Genomic DNA, 22,916 nt, shown 5'->3' on the forward strand with positions numbered 1-22,916 from the left:
ACGCCCATGACCGCATTTGCACGCATCACCCTGCTCAGCCTGGTACTGGGCCTGAGCGCCTGTGCGGTCCACCGCCCACCGCCTGCGCCGACCGGCCCGACCATCCCGCCGTCAGGCCCTTCGACCCAGCCGAGCACCAAGCCCTCTGGCCCGGTGACCCCGCCGCCGAAGCCACTGCCGACCAAATCACCCACCTTCGCCCCACCACCGGGCGCCGCCAGCCACTGGGACGGCAAGATGCAGGTGTACGTGCTGGACGACCAGCCCGACACCTTCTACCGCCAGCGCACCTACTACCGCTGGAGCAACGGCTGGAGCCGCTCCATCAGCCCCAACGGCCCATGGGAAGACACCGACGTGCAAGGCGTGCCGCCGGGATTGAGCAAGCAGTACGCGCAATGACAAAAGGCGATCTTCGAGTCGCCTTCTTCATGCCTGTGAAACCCATTCTTCCAGACACTGGAGGGCAAATGTAGGAGGGGGGCTTGCCCCCGATAGCGGTCTTTAAGTTGATTAATGCCTGACTGACCTCCCGCTATCGGGAGCAAGCCCCCTCCCACAGGAGATCTCCTCGGCCATCAAGCCACAGTACACTCCCGCTCCAGTGCCGCACCCCCTAACAACTGCGCAATCTCAACCATCCGTACCACCGCTAGCACCTGCTTGCGGCTTGAATCATCTTCAAATGGGGCGATGTTGGCTCTGGAAGATTTTGAATTGAAGATACTTCCGGCTGTCTCGCCCTTTGAAACGGACTGAATCACCGCCACAGGCGACTTTCAAAAAACTCACCAACCCATCAGGGTTGAGCAAGCACTACGCCCAGCAAATATTGAGGCGGCGCGCACTTCAGTAACGTGGTCGCTGCCGAGGGATTGCTGGATATACTTTCCAGTGCGGGGAAAATCGCCATTGGCCTGCGCGCCGACCTGGTCCAAGCCAGGAGTCGCGCAGGGCTACCCGTGGTGCAACCAATCTGGCAACAAGCGAAGAGGATGTTTTGATGGCGGGCAGGTTGATCTATCTCATCGGGCCATCGGGTTCGGGCAAGGACAGCCTGCTGGAGGCTGCACGCCCGCGGTTGGCCGAGCGCGGTTGCCGGATTGTGCGCCGCGTGATCACGCGCTCGGCGGAAGCGGTGGGCGAGGCGGCCCAGGGCGTCAGCCCGGAGCAATTCGCCGTGATGCAGGCCGAGGGTGCGTTTGCCCTCAGCTGGCACGCCAACGGGTTGTCCTACGGCATCCCCAAGGTCATCGACGAATGGCTGGCAGCGGGGGAGGACGTGCTGGTCAATGGTTCTCGCGCGCACCTGGCGCAGACCCGCGAGCGCTACCCGGATGTGTGGGTGCTGTTGCTGGCGGTGGATCAAGCCGTATTGCGCCAGCGCCTGGTGGCGCGGGGGCGTGAGGCCCAGGCGGATATCGAGGAGCGTCTGGCGCGCAATGCACGGTTCACCGCCGAACTGATCGCCGGCAATGGCTCGGGGTTGTTTGTGCTGGATAACTCCGGGCCACTGGAACACACGGTCGAGCGCCTGCTGTGTTGCCTGAACCAGGGGCATTGCGTATGGGCCTGACCCTGCCTGCACCGGTGACGTGCGGGGCATGTCAAGCGGCGAGATCCTGACATGCAGCGAATTCGGCGGAAAACCTTAAGTGCATGTATCTGGGTGAGGCCGGATTTGGTGTAGTCAAATCAGCACGGTTTTGTAGGATTATGTTTTTTTCCTGAAAATCCAATAAGTTTTTTTGCGCGAAAGTGTGTGTTCAGTTGTTTAAATTGCAAGTGGTTTAGTGCCTGTCTTAGCGCATGTTGCGCCGCCTTAGTGTGTTTCAGTACGAACTAAATCAGCGCTGTCCTGAGCGTTTTCTGCATGGGAGTTTATTGCGTCGATTCTGATTGACTCGACTCATTAACTTACTATAGGGAGCGCACTGCCCATGATTTGCTCTGAACGTTCTCGGCTCAACTTCTCACTTGAAAACCTGCCGCCTTCCGATCCTGGCCCCTATGGTGTGGGCGCCGGTCGCAAACCAACCTTCACGACGGAACAGGCCGGAAAGTACATCACCCGCAATAATCTGCATTTCCACGACCGTAATGGCGACAAGCGGATCGACCTCTCCTATACGGTAGACCCGACGTTCAGCGTCGCGCAGCAACGCCGAGTGCGCCAGGCGGTGCAATATTGGGAGGACGTGGCCAACATCAGTTTCAAGGAACGGGCAGCCGGCGCCGACGGCACGGTCCACATCAAAAACAACCCGCGCGGTGACCGTGGCGTCGCCAGCTCACCCTCCCGCGGCATTACCACCACCACGGCCACGGTCGGCACACTGCGAGAAAGTAGTTCGCCGGCGCAGGGCAGTCACTTTTCAGTCACTACCGTGCATGAAATCGGCCACGCCATCGGCCTGCAGCATCCGGGTGACTACAATGGCGGCGGTGCTGATTACAACAATGGTGCCAGGTATGCCGGCGATACAAAGGCACGCAGTGTGATGAGCTACTGGTCGGAGACGAACCAGGCCGGCCATGATTTTCGGTATTCGAATCCCTCTGCCCCGATGATGGATGACATCGCAGCCGTTCAGCGGCTCTATGGGGCCAATCACAAAACCCGCAACACCGACACCACCTACGGTTTCAATTCCAATACCGGCCGCGACGCCATGACCCTCACCAGTGCCAGGGATAAAGCTATCTTTTGCATATGGGATGGGGGCGGTAACGACACCCTGGATTGTTCCGGGTTTTCCCAGAACCAGAACATCAATTTGAACGCCGAGTCGTTTTCCGATGTGGGCGGCTTGAAGGGCAATGTTTCCATCGCCAAGGGCTGCGTGGTTGAAAACGCCATCGGTGGGGCCGGACGTGATGTCTTGACGGGGAATGAGGCGGACAATCGGCTCAAGGGCGGCTTGGGTGCAGACAGGCTGCGGGGCGGCGGCGGGGCGGATATTTTTGACTACGACAAGGCCAGCGACTCCACACCGCAGCATCCTGATCTGATCGAGGACTTTACCAGCGGGACGGACAAGATTGACGTCTCGGGTGCATTGAAAGAGGCGCGCGTCGGTGCCCTGACGTTCACTGATCGATTCTCTGGTCGCGCCGGCGAGGCATTGCTCAGGCACGACGCGGCCACCGGGCGTTCAAGCCTGGAGATAGATCTGAAGGGGAGCGGCAGCGCCGACCTGGTGGTCAAGAGCATTGGCCAGATCAAACCCGGCGATGTGCAGTGGCAGGGGCAAAAGCCGGAGGTTAAACCCGCACCGAAGGTTGTCCCCACACCGGCCCCTGCGCCGCCGCCGGATAGCAGCACGGACCCGCTTGCAGCGTTACGCGAGGTGATGATCAAGGCGTTCTCAGCCTTGTTGCAGTGGATACAAAACACTGTCCAGCCGTCGGATGCCCGCAGATAACACTGCCATGACGAGGCGCTGACAGGCTCAAGCCTTGATCAGCGCCTGCCATGGTCGGCAAACGCCAGGGCCTTGGCCCTTGCAACGCACAGACAAGCCTGTGGGGAATGCCCATGGCATGTCACTCGGTTGGCGGTTTTCAACATCGCGCAAAACAACCATCAGTCAGCCTGACCTATTTTGTGCTTGAGTAAAGATAACTCTAGGGTTACTTTTATTTAGGCCGAGCCAAGGAGGCTGGTGTGCAAAGCAGGCTATTGATCAAGGAGCTGCAAGAGGCGGGTTGGGTGCTGGATCGGGTCACGGGCAGTCATCATATTTTTACCCACCGCTATAACCCGTACACGATCCCGGTGCCGCATCCGAAGAAGGATCTGCCGCTGGGCACCATCAGAAGCATCAGGAAACGTGCCGGGCTGTTTCAGTTTTAAGGAGAGCATTCATGCAATACCCAATCTGTATCGAATGGGGCGATGACTTCACCGCCACCGGAATCCAGATCCCCGATATTCCAGGCGCAGTCACCGCCGGGGACAGTTTCGAAGAGGCCTACAACGCCGCTGTGGAAGTCGCGCACATCCTGCTGCAGGAGATCGCCGCAGAGGGCGGGGTGATTCCGATGCCAACGTCGGTGGCCGATCATCACACCCACGAAGACTACGCCGGGATGGGCTGGGGCATGCTGGAGCTGGACATCTCGCCGTATCTGGGCAAGACCGAGAAGGTCAATGTGACCTTGCCCGGCTATGTCATCCAGCGAATCGACCGGTATGTGCGCGAGCACAAGGTCAAAAGCCGCTCGTCATTTCTGGCGGATGCGGCTTTGGAGAAGTTGGTGCGTTCCTAGGCGGTGGCGACAGCCGTTTGCCGCGACGCACTGAGGAACCGCAACAACGCCACCAGCGGGAACGCACTGCCCACCAGCATCACACCCAGCCAGCCAGCGTGTTCGTACACGCTGCTGGCAATCGCCGAGCCGAAGGCGCCGCCGATGAAGATGCTGGTCATGTACAGCGCGTTCAAACGGCTGCGGCTGTTGGCGTCGAGGGCGTAGATGGCGCGTTGGCCGAGGACCATGTTCATCTGCACGCAGAAGTCCAGGACCACGCCGGTCACCGCCAGGCCGATGACGCTGTACAGCGGGTGCACGAAGGCCGGCAGGAAGCTCAACACCGCAAAGACCATGGCCAGCAGCGACGCGCGGTGGGTGTGGCCGGCATCGGCCAGGCGCCCGGCGATGGGTGCGGCAATGGCGCCGATGGCACCGACCAGGGCGAAGATCGCGATCTGGGTCTGGCTCAGGCCGTGGTTGCGCACCAGCTCCAGCGGGGCGGCGGTCCAGAACAGGCTGAACGTGGCGAACATGCAGCCTTGGTAAAACGCACGTTGGCGCAGCAGCGGTTGTTCTCGCAACAGGGTGCCCAGGGAGCGCAGTAATTGGCCATAGCTGGCGCTGTGGTCCGGCTGGCGCTTGGGGATGGTCAGCATCAGCACCACGCTGATAAACGCCATTAACGCGGCGGCGGCCATGAACATCGCGCGCCAGCCAAAATGGTCAGCCACGACGCTGGACACTGGCCGCGCCAGCAGGATGCCCAGCAGCAGGCCACCCATGATGCTGCCGACCACCCGGCCCCGAGACTCGGCAGGCGCCAGGTGTGCGGCCAGGGGGATCAGGATCTGTACCGACACCGAACTGAAGCCGATCAGCAACGACACCAGCAGGAACAGGTTCGGTTGTTCGGTAAAGGCCGCGCCCAACAGGCTGGCAATCGCCACCACGGTCGTGATGATCATCAGCTTGCGGTTTTCCAGCAGGTCGCCCAGGGGGACCAGGAAAAACAGGCCGAGGGCATAGCCGATCTGCGTCAGGGACACAATCAGGCTGGCCATCGCGGGGGTGAGGCCGATGTCGGGGGCGATCAGTTCGATGATCGGCTGGGCGTAGTAGATGTTGGCGACGATGGCGCCGCAGCAAAACGCAAACAGCATCACCATTGCGCGGGTCATGGTGCTCGTAGCGTGGGGGGTAGCATTCATGGTGTTCTCATAAAAGCGAAGGTAGATGGCGAGCGAGAGTAAAGACAAGGCTCAACGGCGAGTAGGCCGTTTGTGGTGATATCACTTATGCCGGGTGATGATACATTCAGAAACAACTGCTGAAACAGGAAATCCAGCGCCATGAAAATCACGTTCAACAAGATACTCCTGGTTTCAAGCCTCGCTGCTGCAATGGCCCTGGGCCTGGCCAATGCCGCCGATGCCCCGCGCGTAGGCGTACGCGGGGCAATCACCGCGATGGACGGGGATGCGATGCAGGTCAAGGTCAACAGCGGTGAAGACGTCACCGTGCACCTGACCAAGGATACCCAGGTGCGCGCCGTTACCCTGGCCAGGATCGACGAAATAAAACCCGGCAGCTACATCGGCTCGGCCGCCATGCCCAACGCCGACGGTACTCTCACGGCGCTGGAAGTGCATGTGTTCCCGCCAGCCATGGCTGGCACGGGGGACGGGCATCGGGCGTTTGACCTGAAGGAAGGCAGCAGCATGACCAACGGCACCGTCGGCGACCTGGTGGTCAGCAAAGGGCGGACGTTGATCGTGAAATACAAAGGCGGCGAATAGAAGATCGTGGTGCCGGAGGATGTGCCGATCGTCAACCTGGAACCGGGGGACCGCAGCTTGCTCAAGCCGGGGGTGAAGGTGGTGTTGTTTGCCGCGCAGGGGGCGGATGGGAAAATCACGGCCCAAGCCATCTCAGCCGGCAAGGATGGCGTGACACCGCCGATGTAGCTGCAAAACCCAGATCTAAATGTGGGAGGGGCGAGCCTCCTCCCACATTTGTCAGTTACTGACCGGAGTAGATCTGGTCGAAAACCCCACCATCATTGAAGTGGGTTTTCTGCACGGTGCGCCAGTCACCAAAGGTCTTCTCCACCGACAGGAAGTCGACTTTCGGGAAGCGGTCGGTGTACTTGGCCAGCACCTTCGGGTCACGCGGGCGCAGGTAGTTGTTGGCGGCGATTTCCTGGCCTTGCGGCGACCACAGGTACTTCAGGTAGTCTTCAGCCGCCACGCGGGTGCCTTTCTTCTCGACCACTTTATCCACCACCGACACCGGCGGCTCGGCTTCGGCGGAGACGCTTGGGTAGATCACTTCGAACTGGTCACGGCCGAATTCACGCGCGATCATTTCCGCTTCGTTCTCGAAGGTCACCAGCACGTCGCCGATCTGGTTGGTCATGAACGTGGTGGTGGCGGCGCGGCCACCGGTGTCCAGCACGGGCGCCTGTTTGAACAGCTTGCCGACAAAGGCCTTGGCCTTGTCTTCATCGCCGCCGTTCTTGAGCACATAACCCCAGGCCGACAGGTAGGTGTAGCGGCCGTTACCCGAGGTTTTCGGGTTGGGCACGATCACCTGCACGCCATCTTTCAACAGGTCAGGCCAGTCTTTCAGGGCTTTCGGGTTGCCCTTGCGCACGATGAACACGGTGGCCGAGGTAAACGGCGCGCTGTTGTTCGGCAGGCGGGTGACCCAGTCGTCCGGCACCAGTTTGCCGTTGTCGACCAGAGCGTTGATGTCGGTGGCCATGTTCATGGTAATCACGTCAGCCGGCAGGCCGTCGATCACCGAGCGCGCTTGTTTGCTGGAACCGCCGAAGGACATCTGCAGGGTCAGCTTGTCGTTCGGGTGCTCGGCCTCCCAGTGCTTCTGGAAGGCGGCGTTGTAGTCCTTGTAGAAATCGCGCATCACGTCGTAGGAGACGTTGAGCAGAGTGACCGGGGCGGCCTGGACGGCGCCCGCCAGGGCAAGGCCGGCGGCCAGGAGAGAGGCGCTTACGAGTTTTTTCACTGCTCATTCCTTGTTGTTCGGGAGAAGAGGGGAGGCACATTGCCAGCGACTATAGCCGGGGGCACTTAGTCGCTTAAAGATTAAAAAGAACTTTGCTTATTCCACTTTCTTAAAAAGATTGCTGCCGCAGCGCGAACAGAACGCCGCGTTGGGCTCGTGGCTGTTTTTCCTGCAGACCGGGCAGTCGTGTTGCAGTTGCTCACCGCGCATGGCACTGGCCAGCTCGGCAGTAAAAATCCCCGTGGGCACGGCGATGATCGAGTAACCGGTGATCATCACCAGCGACGAAATCACCTGGCCCAACGGCGTCTTGGGCACGATATCGCCAAAGCCCACGGTGGTCAGCGTCACGATCGCCCAATAGATGCCCTTGGGGATACTGGTGAAGCCGTGCTCCGGGCCTTCGATCACATACATCAAGGTACCGAACACCGTGACCAGGGTGCACACGCTCACCAGGAACACCACGATCTTCTGCTTGCTGCCGCGCAGCGCCGCCATCAGGTAGTTGGCCTGCTTGAGGTACGGGCTGAGCTTGAGCACGCGGAAAATCCGCAGCATCCGGATGATGCGGATGATCAGCAGGTACTGCGCGTCGCTGTAGTACAGCGCAAGGATGCCGGGCACGATGGCGAGCAGATCCACCAGCCCGTAAAAGCTGAAGGCGTAGCGCAACGGCTTGGGCGAGCAGTACAGGCGCAACCCGTACTCGATCAGGAAGATCAGGGTGAAGCCCCATTCAATGTAGGCCAGCACATCGGCGTAGTTCTGGTGGACCTGGTCGATGCTGTCGAGCATCACGATCACCAGGCTGGCGAGGATGATCAACAGCAGGATGCCGTCAAAGCGCCGCCCGGCGACGGTGTCGCTTTGAAAAACCATGACGTAGAGCCGCTGACGCCAGTCGTTGTTGCTGTCCATAAAGCCCGCCTGAATCGAATATCGAGCAAGCCTAGGGGGATTCGAAGGGGCTGTCCATGCGGGGTTTCCTGAGTATTCGGGCGCCGGCGAGTACCAGCCAGCAGGCAAGGACAAACGGCGCGGTGAGTGCCGGCAGATGCAGGGCAGCAAAGCCCGGTGTGAGAAGGATCGCCAGCAGGATGCCGAGCAGCGGCAGCCAGGGTTGGCGCCGTGCCTGGCTCAGCGCCAGGGCCGCGAGAGCCGGGTTGTAGCTGTGCAGGCCGAGGAGGGCGGCGCTGGTGTCGTCCAGCAACAAGGCGATCATTACGCCGCTGCTGGCGCCGATCACGGCCCAGACCGCGGCACGTCGGTTCGCCAGCCACAGGCCGAGGGCAATCAGCGCGCCCGCCAGCGGCTGGTCCAGCAGCATGATTTGCGCGAGGCCGGTGAACGGCGCGCCGAGCACCGCCAGGGTATCGGGCTCGCCGAGGGCGAAGGCACTGTGTGGGACGCTGCCCAGCAGCAGCCAGCCCAGGCCGACAAAGGGCGCGGTGTAGGCGGGCAGGTCGTGCGGCCGACTGGCGTGTTTCAGCCACTGCCGCGTGAGGATCGCGCTCAAGCCGCCGCACGCGAGGATCAGCGGTGGCAACAAGGCCGACCAGGCGAAATGCTGGCTGATCAGCAAACCAAGCAGCACGCCGTTGTAGCTATAGAGTCCAGCCTGGCGCTCGGCCTTGGGATAGTCGCGACGCTGGGCCGTGAGCAACCCGGCGACCCCACCCAGCAGCGCACCGCCGAGCAAGGCCGGGGCGCCGATCAGGATCGCCAACAGGCACAGCAGGCCGCACAACGGATGGCGTTGCAGGAAGATCTGGCTGAAGCCGTTGAGCAGGGCTTCGGCCCAGTCGGGGCAGGTTGGGGTGTGCATTTTTAGTGAGTCAGTGGGACCGAGTTGGGCCCATCGGGGGGCAAGCCCTCTTCCACACTTGATTGGGTTCACATAGTTAAATGTGTGAATGCTGTCCAATGTGGTAGGGGGCTTGCCCCGATGGGGCCTCTACAGGCGCTAGATCAGCGTCTCTATACGCAAGGAGTTGGTCGACCCCGTCTGCCCGCGCTGCGCCATGCCCTGGGCCTGGGCAATCTCCAGCGCCGTGGAACCACTTCATCCACCTGGCGAATCCAGTGGTAACGCCGGGCGTGATCGGCATGCTCACCGTGGCTGAAGTTGAGGCGAAAGATATTCACCCCGGCTTGCACCAGCTCGCGGATGTCGTCGATACCGTCGGTGGCCGGGCCCAGGGTGGCGAGGATCTTGACCTTCTTGTCAGGCGTCATGGCGGGCAGTCTCAAGGATCAGGATGGCGCGCACGTCATTGACATTGGTGCGGGTCGGCTCGGTAACGATCAAGCCGTCGAGGGCGGCGAAGTAGCCATAACCGTTGTTGTTATCCAGCTCGTCGCTGGCCGACAGGCCCAGAGCTTCGGCGCGCGCATAGCTGCACGGGGTCATGATTGCGCCGGCGTTGTCTTCCGAGCCGTCGATGCCGTCGGTGTCGCCGGCCAGGGCGTACACGCCCGGCAGGCCTTTGAGGCTGTCGGTAAGGCTCAACAGGAATTCGGCGTTGCGCCCGCCACGGCCGTTGCCGCGCACGGTGACGGTGGTTTCACCGCCGGAAAGGATCACGCACGGCGCCGCCAGCGGCTGGCCGTGCTGCACGATTTGCCGCGCGATGCCGGCGTGCACTTTGGCCACGTCCCGCGCTTCGCCTTCCAGGTCGCCGAGGATCAGTGGGCTGAAACCGGCCTGGCGCGCTTTCACCGCCACCGCTTCCAGGGATTGTTGCGGGCGCGCGATCAGTTGGAAGTGGCTGCGGACGAGTACCGGGTCGCCGGGCTTGACGGTTTCCGAGGCTGGATTCTGCAACCAGCTGCGCACGGCGGCCGGTGCGTCGATGCCATAGCGCTTGAGGATCGCCAGGGCCTGTTGCGAGGTGCTGGGGTCGCCGACCGTGGGGCCGGAGGCGATGACCGTGGCCTGGTCGCCCGGCACATCGGAAATCGCGTAGGTGTAGACCGTGGCCGGCCAGGCCGCCTTTGCCAGCCGACCGCCCTTGATTGCCGAGAGGTGCTTGCGTACGCAATTCATCTCGCCAATGGTGGCGCCGGATTTGAGCAGGGCTTTGTTGATGGCCTGCTTGTCGGCCAGGCTGATGCCTTCGGCAGGCAGTGCCAGGAGTGCCGAGCCGCCGCCGGAGAGCAGGAAGATCACCCGGTCGTCTTCGCCCAGGTTGCTGATCAATTCCAGCACGCGCTTGGCCACCGCCAGGCCGGCGGCATCGGGCACCGGGTGGGCGGCTTCGACCACTTCGATTTTCTGGCAAGGGGCGCCGTGGCCGTAGCGGGTCACCACCAGGCCCGAGACTTCGCCTTGCCAGCAATTCTCGACGACCAGCGCCATGGCGGCCGCCGCCTTGCCGGCGCCGATCACGATCACGCGGCCGCTGCGGTCGGCGGGCAGGCAGGGTTCGAGGACGTGCCGGGGGTGGGCGGCGTCGATGGCTGTGGCAAACAGCTCGCGAAGCAGGTGTTGCGGATCGACCGACATAAGCGGGCTCCCGGGGGATTTTTGTTATTAGAGGTGCAGCCCTTTCAAAGGGGGGTTACTTATCGCGAATCGAGAAGTTCGCCATATGCTCCAATCCCTTGATCAGCGCCGAGTGGTCCCAATTCCCGCCACCAAGCGCCGCGCAGGTGCTGAACACCTGCTGGGTGCCGGCGGTGTTCGGCAGGTTGATCCCCAGTTCCCTGGCACCGGCCAGGGCCAGGTTCAGGTCCTTCTGGTGCAGGTTGATGCGGAAACCCGGATCGAAGGTGCCCTTGATCATGCGTTCGCCATGCACTTCGAGGATCTTCGACGAGGCAAAGCCGCCCATCAGCGCTTCACGCACCTTGGCCGGGTCGGCGCCGTTCCTGGAGGCGAACAGCAGCGCTTCGGCCACCGCCTGGATATTCAGCGCGACGATGATCTGGTTGGCCACTTTGGCGGTCTGGCCATCGCCATTGCCGCCCACCAGGGTGATGTTCTTGCCCATGCTCTGGAACAGCGGCAGGGCGCGTTCGAAGGCCTGTGGTTCGCCACCGACCATGATGCTCAAGGTCCCGGCCTTGGCGCCGACTTCACCGCCGGACACCGGGGCGTCGAGGTACTGCGCGCCGTGCTCGTTGATCTTCGCCGCAAACGCCTTGGTGGCCGTGGGAGAGATCGAACTCATGTCGATCACCACCTTGTTCGGCGACAGGCCCGCCGCCACACCGTCGGCACGGAACAGCACGTCGTCGACCTGCGGCGTGTCGGGGACCATGACGATAATGAACTCGGCTTCCTGGGCCACTTGCTGCGGGGTGGCCAGGGCCACGGCGCCGGCGCTGATCAGCTCGGCCGGCGCCTTGCCGTGGTGTTCGGAAAGAAACAGTTGATGACCGGCTTTCTGCAGGTTCGCGGCCATGGGCTGGCCCATGATGCCGGTGCCGATAAATCCGATTTTAGCCATGATGAAGTCCTCTTTTTATTCTCTGTGGGCGCTGGGCTTGTTGTGGTGAGCGGGCTTGTCCCGCGCTGGCTGCGTAGCAGCCCCATGGGGTCAGTGGTGAACCCGTCGGGGGACAAGCCCCCTCACTACAGCAAACCCCCTCCCACAAGGTTTTGTGTGGTGTCGGTTAGATGGTGTTGTGGGCTTTAAGCCAGCCCAAACCCGCTTCGGTGGTGGTCAGCGGCTTGTATTCACAGCCGACCCAACCCGCGTACCCGATGCGGTCCAGATGTTCGAACAGGAAGCGGTAGTTGATCTCCCCGGTTCCCGGCTCATTGCGCCCAGGGTTGTCCGCGAGCTGGATGTGATTGATCTCCTCCAGGTGCGCCGCCATGGTCCGGGCCAGGTCGCCTTCCATGATTTGCATGTGGTAGATGTCGTACTGCAGGAACAGGTTGTCACTGCCCACCTGTTCGCGAATCGACAGGGCCTGTGCAGTGTTGTTGAGGTAGAAACCCGGAATGTCGCGGGTGTTGATCGCTTCCATCACCAGCTTGATGCCCGCCGCCTGCAGCTTGTCGGCGGCGTACTTGAGGTTGGCGACAAAGGTCTTTTCCACGGTTTCATCATCCACACCCTGGGGCCGAATCCCCGCCAGGCAGTTGATCTGGGTATTGCCCAGCACCTGGGCGTAGGCGATGGCCAGCGTGACCCCAGCACGGAATTCCTCGACCCGGTCCGGGTGGCACGCCAGGCCGCGTTCGCCCTTGGCCCAGTCACCGGCCGGCAGGTTGAACAGCACCTGGGTCAGACCGTGGGCGTCGAGCTGGGCCTTGATGTCAGCCGAGCTGAATTCGTAGGGGAACAGGTACTCGACACCCTGGAAACCGGCATCGGCAGCGGCTTTGAAGCGAGCGAGAAAGTCCTGCTCGGTAAACAGCATGGACAGGTTGGCGGCAAAGCGCGGCATAGGGTTCTCCTTAATCGAGCAGGGAAATGGCAGTCGGTGCATCGTTGCCGACCAGGGCCAGGTCTTCGAATTCGTTGACGGCGTTGATTTCGGTGCCCATGGAAATATTGGTCACGCGCTCCAGAATGATCTCGACGATCACCGGTACCTTGAACTCCTCGATCATTTGTTCGGCCTTGCGCAACGCCGGCGCGATCTGTCCCGGTTCGAACACGCGCAGGGCCTTGCAACCCAGGCCTTCGGCAACTGCGACGTGGTCGACGCCATAGCCGTTCAGCTCGGGAGCGTTGAGGTTGTCGAAAGACAACTGCACGCAGTAGTCCATTTCAAACCCGCGCTGGGCCTGGCGGATCAGCCCCAGGTAGGAGTTGTTCACCACTACATGGATGTACGGCAGCTTGAACTGTGCGCCCACCGCCAGCTCTTCGATCATGAACTGGAAGTCATAGTCGCCGGACAGCGCCACCACCTTGCGGCTCGGGTCGGCCTTGACCACGCCCAGCGCCGCCGGAATGGTCCAGCCCAACGGGCCGGCCTGGCCGCAGTTGATCCAGTGGCGGGGCTTGTACACATGCAGGAACTGCGCGCCGGCAATCTGCGACAGGCCGATGGTGCTGACGTAGCAGGTGTCTTTGCCGAACACCAGGTTCATCTCTTCGTACACCCGTTGCGGCTTGACCGGCACGTTGTCGAAGTGGGTCTTGCGCTGCAGGGTCGCCTTGCGCTGCTGGCAGTCATGCAGCCAGGCACTGCGGTCCTTGAGCTTGCCGGCGGCTTTCCACTCGCGGGCCACTTCAATGAACATCGTCAGCGCGGAGCCGGCGTCGGACACGATGCCCAGGTCCGGGGTGAATACGCGACCAATCTGGGTTGGTTCGATGTCGACGTGAATGAATTTACGCCCTTCGGTGTATACCTCCACTGAACCGGTGTGGCGGTTGGCCCAACGGTTACCGATCCCCAGCACCACGTCGGACTTGAGCAGCGTTGCGTTGCCGTAGCGGTGGGACGTCTGCAGGCCGACCATGCCGACCATCTGGGGGTGATCGTCGGGAATGGTGCCCCAGCCCATCAGCGTCGGGATCACCGGGATGCCGGTCAGTTCGGCGAACTCCACCAGCAGCTCGCTGGCATCGGCGTTGATCACGCCACCGCCGCTCACCAGCAACGGGCGTTCCGCCTGATCCAGCAGGGCCAGGGCCTTTTCGACCTGGATGCGCGTGGCCAGTGGCTTGGCCAGTGGCAGCGGCTGGTAGGCGTCGATGTCGAATTCGATCTCGGCCATCTGCACATCGAACGGCAGGTCGATCAGCACCGGGCCAGGGCGGCCGGAGCGCATTTCATAGAAAGCTTTCTGGAACGCGTACGGCACTTGGCCCGGCTCGAGGACGGTGGTCGCCCACTTGGTCACCGGCTTGACGATGCTGGTGATGTCCACGGCCTGGAAGTCTTCCTTGTGCATGCGGGCCCGTGGCGCCTGGCCGGTGATGCACAGGATCGGGATCGAGTCGGCCGAGGCGCTGTAGAGGCCGGTGACCATGTCGGTGCCCGCCGGGCCCGAGGTGCCGATGCACACGCCGATATTGCCGGCCTTGGTGCGGGTGTAACCTTCGGCCATGTGCGAGGCGCCTTCAACGTGGCGAGCAAGGACGTGATCGATGCCACCCACCTTCTGCAAGGCTGAGTACAGCGGGTTGATCGCAGCGCCTGGGATACCGAAGGCGGTGTCCACGCCTTCACGGCGCATGACGAGGACGGCGGCTTCGATTGCTCTCATTTTGCTCATAATTTTGGTGCCTCTTGCGTTTTGTAATTGTATACAAGTGGTGTCTGTCCAAAGTGTATTCACGGCGGGCTGCGCAGGTCAATCCATTTTATTGATTGGTCTTTGCGTTCGTCGGAACGGCTTTTTTCGACGTATGGAGTCTTTGTTTGAAAATATTGTATACAAAAATAAATGTCATTGTGTTCTATTTGTTTGGTCGAGCATCTGATCAAACAGACTTCCACCGCTTTCCCAATAACAAAAGAAGGACGGCACCATGAGCGCTTTAACCTTGAAGATTGCCACCCAACTGGCCGGCCAGGCCCTCAGCGCAGGGCGCACGATCTCAGCCGCACCGCTGACCGTTGCGGTCCTCGACAGCGGCGGCCACTTGATCACTCTGCAGCGCGAAGACGGCGCCAGCCTGCTGCGCCCGCAGATCGCCATCGGCAAGGCCTGGGGTGCGATTGCGCTGGGCAAGGGCTCGCGCTTGCTGGCGCTGGACGCACAGCAACGGCCGGCGTTTATCGCAGCGTTGAACAGCCTGGGGCAGGGCAGCGTGGTGCCGGCGCCGGGTGGGGTGTTGATTCGGGATCAGGCGGGGGCGGTACTGGGGGCGATCGGGATCAGCGGGGATACGTCGGATATTGATGAGCAGTGTGCGATCACGGCGATCGAGGGGCTGGGGTTGAGGGCGGATGCGGGGGTGTCAGCTTAAGCATTGAGTGACTATCAGGGCCTCATCGGGGCATAGGTATCTACACATCTTGAGCCGAGCCCCCTGCGTAGCAGCTGTCGAGCCTTGGCGAGGCTGCGTCGGCGGTGTGTCAGACGCGCCGCAAACGCAGCCTCGCCAAGGCTCGACAGCTGCTACGCGTTATCCTACTGAAGTTGTGTAGATACTTATGCTCATCGGGGGCACCTCAGTGTGTCAGTCGGGTTCACAGCCCTTGAGCACCAACCGGATAATCGTCTGCGCCGCCGCTTCATAATCGGCCTCATCCAGCTTGGCTTTGCCGGTCACCGCGGAAATCTGCCAGTCGAAATCCGCATAGGTCTGCGTCGCCGCCCAGATGCTGAACATCAGGTGATGAGGGTCGATAGCTGCAATCAACCCGCGATCCACCCAGCTCTGGATGCAGTCGATATTGTGCTTGGCCTGGGCATTGAGTTGTTGGACCTGCTCGGCACTCAGGTGCGGTGCGCCATGCATGATTTCGCTGGCGAACACCTTGGAGGCGAAGGGCAGGTCGCGGGAGATGCGGATTTTCGAGCGGATGTAGTTGCTCAGCACCGCTGAAGGCTCGCCCTCGGGGTTGAACGGCGTGGACGCCGCCAGGATCGGCTCGATAATGCTTTCGAGCACCTCGCGGTAGAGGTTGTCCTTGGACTTGAAGTAGTAATAGACGTTGGGCTTGGGCAGCCCGGCCTTGGCGGCGATGTCGCTGGTTTTGGTCGCGGCGAAGCCCTTGTCGGCAAACTCCTCGCTCGCCGCCCGCAGGATCTTTTCTTTGTTGCGCTCGCGAATGGTGCTCATAAAGTGCTCAGTCTCACAGATACTGTTTCTTTTTGACGGCGTCTGTTGCCGCCATTCTGCGTCGCCGCTCCTCCCCATAGCGAGCTATGAGTCGTCGCGGCTCCTTGCCTGACGACAACAGCCACTCGCCAAAAGAGAAACGTATCTATGAAACTGAGCACGGGGAGTTTCCTTGCCAGGACAGGCGGTTGCGCATGGTAGCACCGGCTATCCGCGGGCCTCAACAATGTGCCCGCAAAGCCCTGCGCCGCGTTATGCTCCGCCCATCCCTCTCTTAAGGAAGCCCGATTCATGGCAGGAAGCAGCTTGTTGGTGTTGATCGACGACATCGCCGCAGTACTCGATGACGTTGCCCTGATGACAAAAGTAGCGGCAAAAAAAAGGTTCATCACGGAATCCCGGGAAACACAGAAACAAGAACGCCGATTTGATTGATGATGTTCGTGCGAGCAAACACATCTAAAAAACCGGCGTTCTTATGCGTGATATTAATACTTTCCTTCCTTTTTGGGAGGGCTTTTCTGTCGTCACGATCAAGCCCGATGGTGACGCTCTAAAGATCGATCTGATTCCCCACGCCACCCGATTCCCTTCCTGCGGCGGCTGCCAAAAACCTTGTTCAACCACTCATGAGTATTGTGAGCGAACCGTTCGTGATCTGCCCATTCTCGGTCGCGCGGTGCGCCTCAGCATTTTGCTCAGGCGTGTTGGCTGCCGCGACTGTGGAAAACGCATGGAGGCCGTCAGTTGGCTGGATCGCTATGCCCGCATGACGCGCCGCTTGGCCGAGGCGGTCATTCAGGCCTGCGAGCGCCTTCCCACCCTGCACGTGGCCCAGATGTTTGGACTGCATTGGGACACTGTTCGGTTGCTGGAGCGTCGAGCCTTGCAGGCGGTGTTGAGTGAGTTGCCGAAGGCGCAACCACGACGCCTGATCATGGACGAGTTCGCGTTATTCAAAGGTCATCGTTACGCCAGCGTTGTGCTGGATGCCGATACACGACGAGTGCTGTGGATCGGTGAAGGCCGTAGCCGAGCGGCAGTCAGGCCGTTCTTCGAGGAACTGGGGCCGGAGGGCTGCGCTCGAATCGAAGCGGTGGCGATGGACATGAATACTGCTTTTGATCTGGAGGTTCGCCAGCATTGCCCGAAAGCGCGAGTGGTCTACGACCTTTTCCATGTGGTGGCCAAATATGGCCGAGAGGTGATTGATCGGGTCCGCGTCGACGAAGCTAATCGGCTGCGTCATAACAAGCCGGCTCGCAAGGTCATCAAGCAGGCACGATGGCTGTTGCTGCGTAACCCACAGAACCTGAAAACGCCGGAACAACAGGTCCATTTGCAGGATTTATTGGAGGCCAACCAATCGCTGATGACAGTTTATTTGATGAAGGCTGAACTCAAAACGCTCTGGACACCGAGCACTGCCTGGACCTGGAGATCGGCCTGGAAGCAATGGCTGCGCCATGCATATGAAAGCGAAATACCGGCTCTGATCCAGTTTGCCAAACGGCTAAAGGGTTATTGGCGGGGCATCGTCAGTCGGGTTCGCTGGCCGATGCACACCGGTCAGTTGGAAGGAATAAACAATCGAATAAAGGTCATCAAACGGATGGCGTACGGTTACCGGGATAGCGAATTCTTCTTCATGAAGATCAAGAGCGTCTTTCCCGGTAATCCGTGATGAACCAAAAAAAACCGCCGGAGTGCTCGGCGATGACCTGGCGCTCAACGCCCAGCAGGTTTCCGGCGTGCGTGCCGAGCGGGAAATCCCGGTGGTATGGGCCGTTGCCAAGGGGTCCTTCATCAACAAGTTGATCCTGGTGCCCACTGCGCTGTTGATCAGCGCCTTTGCCCCTTGGGCCGTCACACCGTTGTTGATGCTCGGCGGCGCCTACCTGTGTTTCGAAGGCTTCGAGAAGCTCGCGCATAAATTCCTGCACAGCAAGGCTGAAGTCCAGGCCGACCATGCGCAGCTGGTTGAAGCGGTGGCTAACCCGGCTACTGATCTGGTGGCCTTTGAAAAGGACAAGATCAAAGGCGCTATTCGTACCGACTTCATCCTCTCTGCGGAAATCATCGCCATCACCCTCGGCACCGTGGCCGATGCGCCGTTGATGCAGCAAGTGATTGTCCTGTCGGGCATCGCCATCGTCATGACCATCGGCGTCTACGGGCTGGTGGCCGGTATCGTCAAGCTGGATGACCTGGGCCTGTGGCTTACCCAGAAGCCTGGCCAGATGGCTCGCAGTATCGGTGGCGGCATCCTGCGCGCGGCGCCGTACATGATGAAGAGCCTGTCGGTGATCGGCACGGCGGCGATGTTCATGGTCGGCGGTGGCATCCTTACCCATGGCGTGCCGGTGGTGCATCACTGGATCGAGGGTGTGAGCCAGGGCACAGGTGCATTGGCGTGGTTGATGCCGACGTTACTGAATGCGGTGGCGGGGATTATTGCCGGGGCGGTGGTATTGGCAGTGGTCAGCGTGGTGGGCAAGAGCTGGAAAGCGCTCAGGGCATAAATCGCCGCCACAAAAAAAGGCCATTCAATCGAATGGCCTTTTTTACGGGCGTTATTTACTCGGCAATCTGCAACTTGCGTGATTCCGTATAGATATACCGCACCTTCTCATACTCGAACGGCGAGTTCATCTGACCGTAGCGGAAGCTGGTCTGGTAGCGCTTGTCCACCGCACGCAGGGCCCAGATTTCCGGGTGGTTGGAGCTGACTTCGGAGACGTTGAGGAAGTTGATCTGGGACTCGGCGGTGTAGTCCACCAGCAGGCCGCCGGTGTCGCGCAGGTTCGACGGACCGAAGATCGGCAGCACCAGGTAGGCACCGCCGGGCACGCCGTAGAAGCCCAGGGTCTGGCCGAAGTCTTCGCTCTGGCGCGGCAGGCCCATGGCGGTCGCCGGGTCCCACAGGCCGGCTACGCCGACGGTGGTGTTGAGCAGCAGGCGCCCGGTGGTTTCCAGGGAGCGGTGGCCCTTGAGTTGCAAGAGGCTGTTCAACAGGTTGGGCACGTCGCCCAGGTTGTTGAAGAAGTTGCTCACGCCGGTGCGCAGGAAGCTTGGCGTGACGTAGCGGTAACCGTCGACCACCGGCAGGAACACCCATTGGTCAAAGCGATAGTTGAAGTGGTACACGCGGCGGTTCCACGATTCGAGCGGGTCATACACGTTGAGGGCGTTGACCGACGAGCGTTCGAATTCACGCTGGTCCAGGCCCGGGTTGAACTTGAGTTTGCTCAACGGCTCCTTGAAACCGTCGGAGTCCATCACCACAGGCGCGTGAGCCTTGCTGTTGTCGGCATTGGCAACGCCTGCGCACATCAGGGCGGCAAGCAGCAGAAGATATTTAGCCACGGAAGAACTCCAGCATGGCGTCGGCGTTGACGCGGTAATTGAGGTTGCCGCAGTGGCCGCCCAAGGGGTAGACGGTCAAGCGATCGCCGAAGGTCTTGCGCAGGAAGCCGAGGTCGCCCGGGCCGAGGATCACGTCGTCGGCGTTGTGCATGACGGCGATTTTCGGGCTGGCGTGCAGGTAGTCCTTGAGGGCGTACAGGCTGACCTGGTCAACCAGTTGCAACAGGCTGCCGCCGTCGGAGCGGGCGCGCCACATCGGGATTACCTGTTCGGTGAGGTAGCAATCGAAGTCGCATTGCAGTGCACGCTTGAGAAACGGCGTGAGGCTGGTGCCTTCGCTGATCGGGTACTTCGGCGGGATGATCAGGCCGCGGCGGTTGATCAGGTCCGAAGTAAAGGCGATGTCGGCCGCCGAGAAGCGGAACGAGGTGCCGATCAGCATGGCCATCTGTTCGTTGGTCAGGTGCTGCTTGGATTGCTGGAAGTCGTAGAGCAGGGCGTCGTTGAGGTCGATGTAGCCCTTTTGCTGGAAGTAACGGGTCAGCTTGTTCAACACCAGTTCATAGAAGGTGGTGGTGTTGTTGATGCCCTTGACCTCGGTCTGTACCAGCTTGTCGAGGTTGGTGATCGAGGTGTAGAGGTTGACCGGCGGGTTGAGCAGCAGCACTTTCTTGAAGTTGAAGCTGCGGCGGGTCTCGTCGAGCTTGCTGACAAACGCCGCATCCAGCGCGCCGAGGCTGTAGCCGGTGAGGTAGAAGTCGGTCACCGGCAGCGAGGCATTCTGGGCACGCACGGCCTGCATCACGCGGTACATGTCTTCGGCATCTTCCTGGCTGATGCCGGGGGTGGCGAAGCGCGAAGCCGAGGCGATGAAGTCGAAGCTGGTGGGCGACGACAGTTGCACCACGTGGTAGCCGGCCTGGTAATACAGTTTTTTCAGGTATTCGTTGATGCTGCTGTCAAACCGCGCACCGGTGCCCGCGATCAGGAAGATCAGCGGCGCGGCGCGATCCTGCTTGGCGATGCGGTAAGTGAGCTTCTTCACTGCCCAGAAGTTGTCCGGCAGGCTGAACTCGCGCTCGGGGCGCATATTCAGGGTGTAGTCGGACTGGTTGATCTCGTCATCGGTCGGCAATGTAGGCCGAAGGTCAGGCGGTGTGGTGGCGATGGTCGCTTCGAACGGATTGGTCAAAGGGTAGCCATAGCTGGCTTGGTCGATATCGACGGCCAGTGCTGACGCACTCAAAAAAAGGCTGCCCAGTAAGGCAGCACAGCGCAAGGAACGGAGCATGACTTAATCCCTAAGAGGAAACGTGCTTAATGAAGTTCGCAGGCTATGACCACCGCGTTGCCACCGAAGTGCCAGCTCTCGGCACGAAAAGTCGGAAAATAACGTCGGAATCGGGGTAATAGTAGCGAGACGATACACTTTGCCATGCATTAGTGAACACTAATTGTGTGTACGCACCTTGCTAACGGCCGCCGGCGCATTAAGCTGAGCGCCGTTTTTGCCTATCGGAGTGCTCCATGTCCCGCCGCTTGCCGTTGATTTTGCTGCTTATTGCCCTGCCGTTATGGCTGGCTGCCAGTTATGGCGCGCGTTACGGCTTTATGGAAGATGGCCAGTGGGTCGGCATCTGTGCCGACGAGGCCAGCCGCTGGGAATGCCAGGTACGTTCGAACCTGGGTTTGATGATTCACTTCAAAGTGCTGGGCTGGGCCGCGCTGGTGACCTCGGTGCTGGCGTTTTTCGTGCCGGGCCGTGCGGGATGGGGCTTGGCGGTACTTGGGCTGGTGTTCGGGCTGCCGGCCCTGGCGTTGTACAACACCTCGTTTGCGGTGTTTGCGGTGGTGATTGCGGGGTTGCGGTTGGTCAGGCAGTCGCGGCGCGCCTGATAAGGCCAATCGGGGGCTTGCCCCCGATGGCGCTTTTAAGCCTTGCGCATCCGCAAGCACCGCCACAAAGCCGCAACCATTAACCCGCTTACCAATGCCCAACCCCATGCCTGCTGGTTCAGCAGACCTTCACGGTAAAGCTGTGGCGCGATGCCGGCCCCGATGATAAAGGTCAGCAAGGCAATCTCCCGGCGTGGCCCGGTCACCGGACGAACCAGGTACACCAACGCCGGCAGCAGCAGCGCCGCACTCGGGAAGCTGCGGTAGCGTGGGTCAAACACCAGTGCCAGCATCATCACGGCGCCCGCGAACCCGGCGATTGCCACCAGCCAGCCGGCACGGTGTTCCAGCCAGTTGAACAGGCGTTCGCGCCAGCCTTCACGGGCACTCAAGGCCAGTGCAGCGTGGGCCAGCACCAGCACGTTCAGCGCCACGAGCAAACCGGCCCATGCCCATTCATCGTTGAAGCGCGCAGTCACGCGGGTCAGTTCAGCCCAGGTGCCGATGGAACAGGCCGCCACTGCACCCAGCAGCGGCAGGGCCATCGCGGCACGAGTGCTGCGAACGCGGCCACCGAGCACCAGCGTGCCCAGCAGGATAATCCCGCCCACCCCGAGCCAGAGCGGCCAGTGCGGCACGTTGGTCACCGGTCCGGCGAGGACGCCCTTGTCCTGGCGGTCGGCATCGAACAGGCCCCAGTAGCCGCCCACGGCACCTTCACTGGCGCGCTTCCACGGCTGGTCAAACGCTTCGATCAGGTTGTAGTGCCAGCCATTGGCTTCGGCCATGGCCACGAAACCGCGCATGAACCTGGCTTCATTGACCCGGCTTGGCACTGCGGTTTCGCGCTGGCGACCTTCGCTGGGCCAGCCGGTCTCGCCGATCAATATGTCCTTGGGCGCGAATTTGTTGCCAAAGGTCTGGCGTACATCGCCCACATGCTTGAGGGCCTGGTCGATGCCGGAGGGGTCATCTTCCCAGTAGGGCAGCAGGTGGATGGTCAGGAAGTCCACCGCCGGAGCGATTTCCGGGTGCTGCAGCCAAAACTCCCAGACGTCGGCGTAGGTGACCGGCTGCTTGATCTGGCTTTTGACTTTATGGATCAGCGTCACCAGCTGTTTGGCGGTGACTTCCTTGCGCAGCAGCGCTTCGTTGCCGACGATCACCGAGGTGACCACATCGGGGTTGGCGTTAGCCGAGGCGATCAGTTGGTCGACTTCTTTTTCGGTCGCGACCGGGTCGCTGCTGACCCAGGCGCCCGCCATCACCTTTAACCCATGCTTGCGCGCCAGGTCCGGCAAGGCTTCCAGGCCGGTCATGGAGTAGGTGCGGATGCATTCGAAGCGGGTGGCCAGCAGGGCCAGGTCGGCGTCCATGCGCGCGGGGCGCAGTGTGAACGGTTGGTCGAAGGGCGATTGGTCCTTGTCGAACGGTGTGTACGACGCGCATTGCAGCTTGTGACTGGCACTGGCCACATCCGGCAGCACCACCGGCCGGCCGAGGCCATACCAGTAGCCGACAAGGGCCAGCAGGCCGAGGATCAAAGCGAAGCAATAGGGCAGGGCAGGGAAGCGGGCAGTGGCGGGCATGGTCGGCTTATCTGGGGGAGCAAAGGCGCGCATCTTACCCGGATTTGCGCTATCCCAGTGGGGCTGCATAATTTTGACA

General features: G+C 61.1%; 20 protein-coding genes and 5 pseudogenes. 12 read left to right on the plus strand and 13 right to left on the minus strand.

The window, feature by feature from the left end:
- Positions 1–6 precede the first annotated feature (6 nt).
- The 6 genes and pseudogenes from BLW22_RS06200 (at position 7) to BLW22_RS06225 (ending at position 4,272) form a co-directional block, all read left to right on the plus strand.
- Entirely contained in the window at positions 7–402 is a 396-nt protein-coding gene (locus tag BLW22_RS06200; protein WP_074844687.1) for a hypothetical protein, read from the plus strand.
- A gap of 434 nt (positions 403–836) precedes the next feature.
- Positions 837–1,004: pseudogene (locus tag BLW22_RS35210) on the plus strand (alpha-D-ribose 1-methylphosphonate 5-triphosphate diphosphatase); the annotation flags it as partial.
- Positions 1,004–1,576: a phosphonate metabolism protein/1,5-bisphosphokinase (PRPP-forming) PhnN gene (phnN, locus tag BLW22_RS06210; protein WP_065924466.1), complete on the plus strand. Its 573-nt coding sequence runs from the start codon at positions 1,004–1,006 to the stop codon at positions 1,574–1,576. The pseudogene BLW22_RS35210 and the gene phnN, both read left to right, overlap by 1 nt.
- A 364-nt stretch (positions 1,577–1,940) precedes the next feature.
- Positions 1,941–3,425: a M10 family metallopeptidase C-terminal domain-containing protein gene (locus tag BLW22_RS06215; protein WP_074844690.1), complete on the plus strand. Its 1,485-nt coding sequence runs from the start codon at positions 1,941–1,943 to the stop codon at positions 3,423–3,425.
- A 242-nt stretch (positions 3,426–3,667) separates the two neighbouring features.
- Positions 3,668–3,856, plus strand: coding sequence for a type II toxin-antitoxin system HicA family toxin (locus BLW22_RS06220; protein WP_065947262.1), 189 nt, complete (start codon positions 3,668–3,670; stop codon positions 3,854–3,856).
- Positions 3,857–3,867: 11 nt separating this feature from the next.
- On the plus strand, positions 3,868–4,272 hold the full coding sequence (locus tag BLW22_RS06225; RefSeq protein WP_065924469.1) for a type II toxin-antitoxin system HicB family antitoxin: 405 nt from the start codon (positions 3,868–3,870) through the stop codon (positions 4,270–4,272).
- Here BLW22_RS06225 and BLW22_RS06230 read toward each other — a convergent pair.
- Positions 4,269–5,465: an MFS transporter gene (locus BLW22_RS06230; protein ID WP_074844692.1), complete on the minus strand. Its 1,197-nt coding sequence runs from the start codon at positions 5,463–5,465 to the stop codon at positions 4,269–4,271. The two genes, BLW22_RS06225 and BLW22_RS06230, sit on opposite strands and share 4 nt — an antisense overlap.
- A 141-nt stretch (positions 5,466–5,606) precedes the next feature.
- Between BLW22_RS06230 and BLW22_RS06235 the strand changes: the two are divergent.
- Positions 5,607–6,221, plus strand: a pseudogene (locus BLW22_RS06235) (DUF5666 domain-containing protein).
- A 55-nt stretch (positions 6,222–6,276) separates the two neighbouring features.
- On the opposite strand, the gene BLW22_RS06240 reads toward BLW22_RS06235, so the two are convergent.
- The 8 genes and pseudogenes from BLW22_RS06240 to gcl form a co-directional block, all read right to left on the minus strand.
- Positions 6,277–7,281: a sulfate ABC transporter substrate-binding protein gene (locus BLW22_RS06240; RefSeq protein WP_065947265.1), complete on the minus strand. Its 1,005-nt coding sequence runs from the start codon at positions 7,279–7,281 to the stop codon at positions 6,277–6,279.
- A gap of 96 nt (positions 7,282–7,377) precedes the next feature.
- Positions 7,378–8,202 carry an ion transporter gene (locus BLW22_RS06245; protein ID WP_065924473.1) on the minus strand — a complete coding sequence of 275 codons (825 nt, stop codon included), beginning with the start codon at positions 8,200–8,202 and terminating at the stop codon, positions 7,378–7,380.
- Positions 8,203–8,233: 31 nt separating this feature from the next.
- On the minus strand, positions 8,234–9,109 hold the full coding sequence (locus BLW22_RS06250) for an urea transporter (protein ID WP_065924474.1): 876 nt from the start codon (positions 9,107–9,109) through the stop codon (positions 8,234–8,236).
- Positions 9,110–9,348: 239 nt separating this feature from the next.
- Positions 9,349–9,519: pseudogene (locus tag BLW22_RS06255) on the minus strand (pyruvate kinase); the annotation flags it as partial.
- Positions 9,509–10,789, minus strand: a complete 1,281-nt coding sequence (locus BLW22_RS06260; RefSeq protein WP_065947267.1) for a glycerate kinase type-2 family protein — start codon at positions 10,787–10,789, stop codon at positions 9,509–9,511. The gene BLW22_RS06260 and the pseudogene BLW22_RS06255, both read right to left, overlap by 11 nt.
- Positions 10,790–10,844: 55 nt before the next feature.
- On the minus strand, positions 10,845–11,735 hold the full coding sequence (locus tag BLW22_RS06265; protein WP_074844696.1) for a 2-hydroxy-3-oxopropionate reductase: 891 nt from the start codon (positions 11,733–11,735) through the stop codon (positions 10,845–10,847).
- A 166-nt stretch (positions 11,736–11,901) separates the two neighbouring features.
- On the minus strand, positions 11,902–12,684 hold the full coding sequence (gene hyi, locus BLW22_RS06270) for a hydroxypyruvate isomerase (protein WP_074844700.1): 783 nt from the start codon (positions 12,682–12,684) through the stop codon (positions 11,902–11,904).
- Between the two features lie 10 nt (positions 12,685–12,694).
- Positions 12,695–14,470 carry a glyoxylate carboligase gene (gene gcl, locus BLW22_RS06275; RefSeq protein WP_074844706.1) on the minus strand — a complete coding sequence of 592 codons (1,776 nt, stop codon included), beginning with the start codon at positions 14,468–14,470 and terminating at the stop codon, positions 12,695–12,697.
- 256 nt (positions 14,471–14,726) lie between these two features.
- Here gcl and BLW22_RS06280 point away from each other — a divergent pair, with 256 nt between their 5' ends.
- Complete coding sequence (locus BLW22_RS06280) at positions 14,727–15,167, plus strand: GlcG/HbpS family heme-binding protein (RefSeq protein ID WP_074844709.1); 441 nt, start codon at positions 14,727–14,729, stop codon at positions 15,165–15,167.
- Positions 15,168–15,380: 213 nt separating this feature from the next.
- Here the strand turns inward: BLW22_RS06280 and BLW22_RS06285 are convergent, their stop codons facing one another.
- Entirely contained in the window at positions 15,381–15,986 is a 606-nt protein-coding gene (locus tag BLW22_RS06285; RefSeq protein WP_065924481.1) for a TetR/AcrR family transcriptional regulator, read from the minus strand.
- A 291-nt stretch (positions 15,987–16,277) separates the two neighbouring features.
- On the opposite strand from BLW22_RS06285, the pseudogene BLW22_RS35215 reads away from it, so the two are divergent.
- The 3 genes and pseudogenes from BLW22_RS35215 to BLW22_RS06300 form a co-directional block, all read left to right on the plus strand.
- Positions 16,278–16,367, plus strand: a pseudogene (locus BLW22_RS35215) (hypothetical protein); the annotation flags it as partial.
- A 97-nt stretch (positions 16,368–16,464) separates the two neighbouring features.
- Positions 16,465–17,670, plus strand: a complete 1,206-nt coding sequence (locus BLW22_RS06295) for an ISL3 family transposase (RefSeq protein ID WP_065924368.1) — start codon at positions 16,465–16,467, stop codon at positions 17,668–17,670.
- Positions 17,671–17,677: 7 nt separating this feature from the next.
- A pseudogene (locus tag BLW22_RS06300) lies at positions 17,678–18,508 on the plus strand (DUF808 domain-containing protein); the annotation flags it as partial.
- 55 nt (positions 18,509–18,563) lie between these two features.
- Here BLW22_RS06300 and BLW22_RS06305 read toward each other — a convergent pair.
- Positions 18,564–19,352, minus strand: coding sequence for an MlaA family lipoprotein (locus BLW22_RS06305; RefSeq protein ID WP_065924483.1), 789 nt, complete (start codon positions 19,350–19,352; stop codon positions 18,564–18,566).
- On the minus strand, positions 19,345–20,643 hold the full coding sequence (locus tag BLW22_RS06310) for a serine/threonine protein kinase (RefSeq protein ID WP_027607050.1): 1,299 nt from the start codon (positions 20,641–20,643) through the stop codon (positions 19,345–19,347). Before BLW22_RS06310 ends, BLW22_RS06305 begins: the two co-directional genes overlap by 8 nt.
- A 236-nt stretch (positions 20,644–20,879) precedes the next feature.
- On the opposite strand from BLW22_RS06310, the gene BLW22_RS06315 reads away from it, so the two are divergent.
- Entirely contained in the window at positions 20,880–21,248 is a 369-nt protein-coding gene (locus tag BLW22_RS06315; protein WP_065924484.1) for a hypothetical protein, read from the plus strand.
- A 35-nt stretch (positions 21,249–21,283) separates the two neighbouring features.
- On the opposite strand, the gene BLW22_RS06320 is transcribed toward BLW22_RS06315, so the two are convergent.
- Entirely contained in the window at positions 21,284–22,837 is a 1,554-nt protein-coding gene (locus BLW22_RS06320; protein ID WP_074844716.1) for a glycoside hydrolase family 17 protein, read from the minus strand.
- Positions 22,838–22,916: the final 79 nt, after the last annotated feature.

The organism is Pseudomonas marginalis (genome assembly GCF_900105325.1).
In the GTDB taxonomy this organism is placed as follows: domain Bacteria; phylum Pseudomonadota; class Gammaproteobacteria; order Pseudomonadales; family Pseudomonadaceae; genus Aquipseudomonas; species Aquipseudomonas marginalis.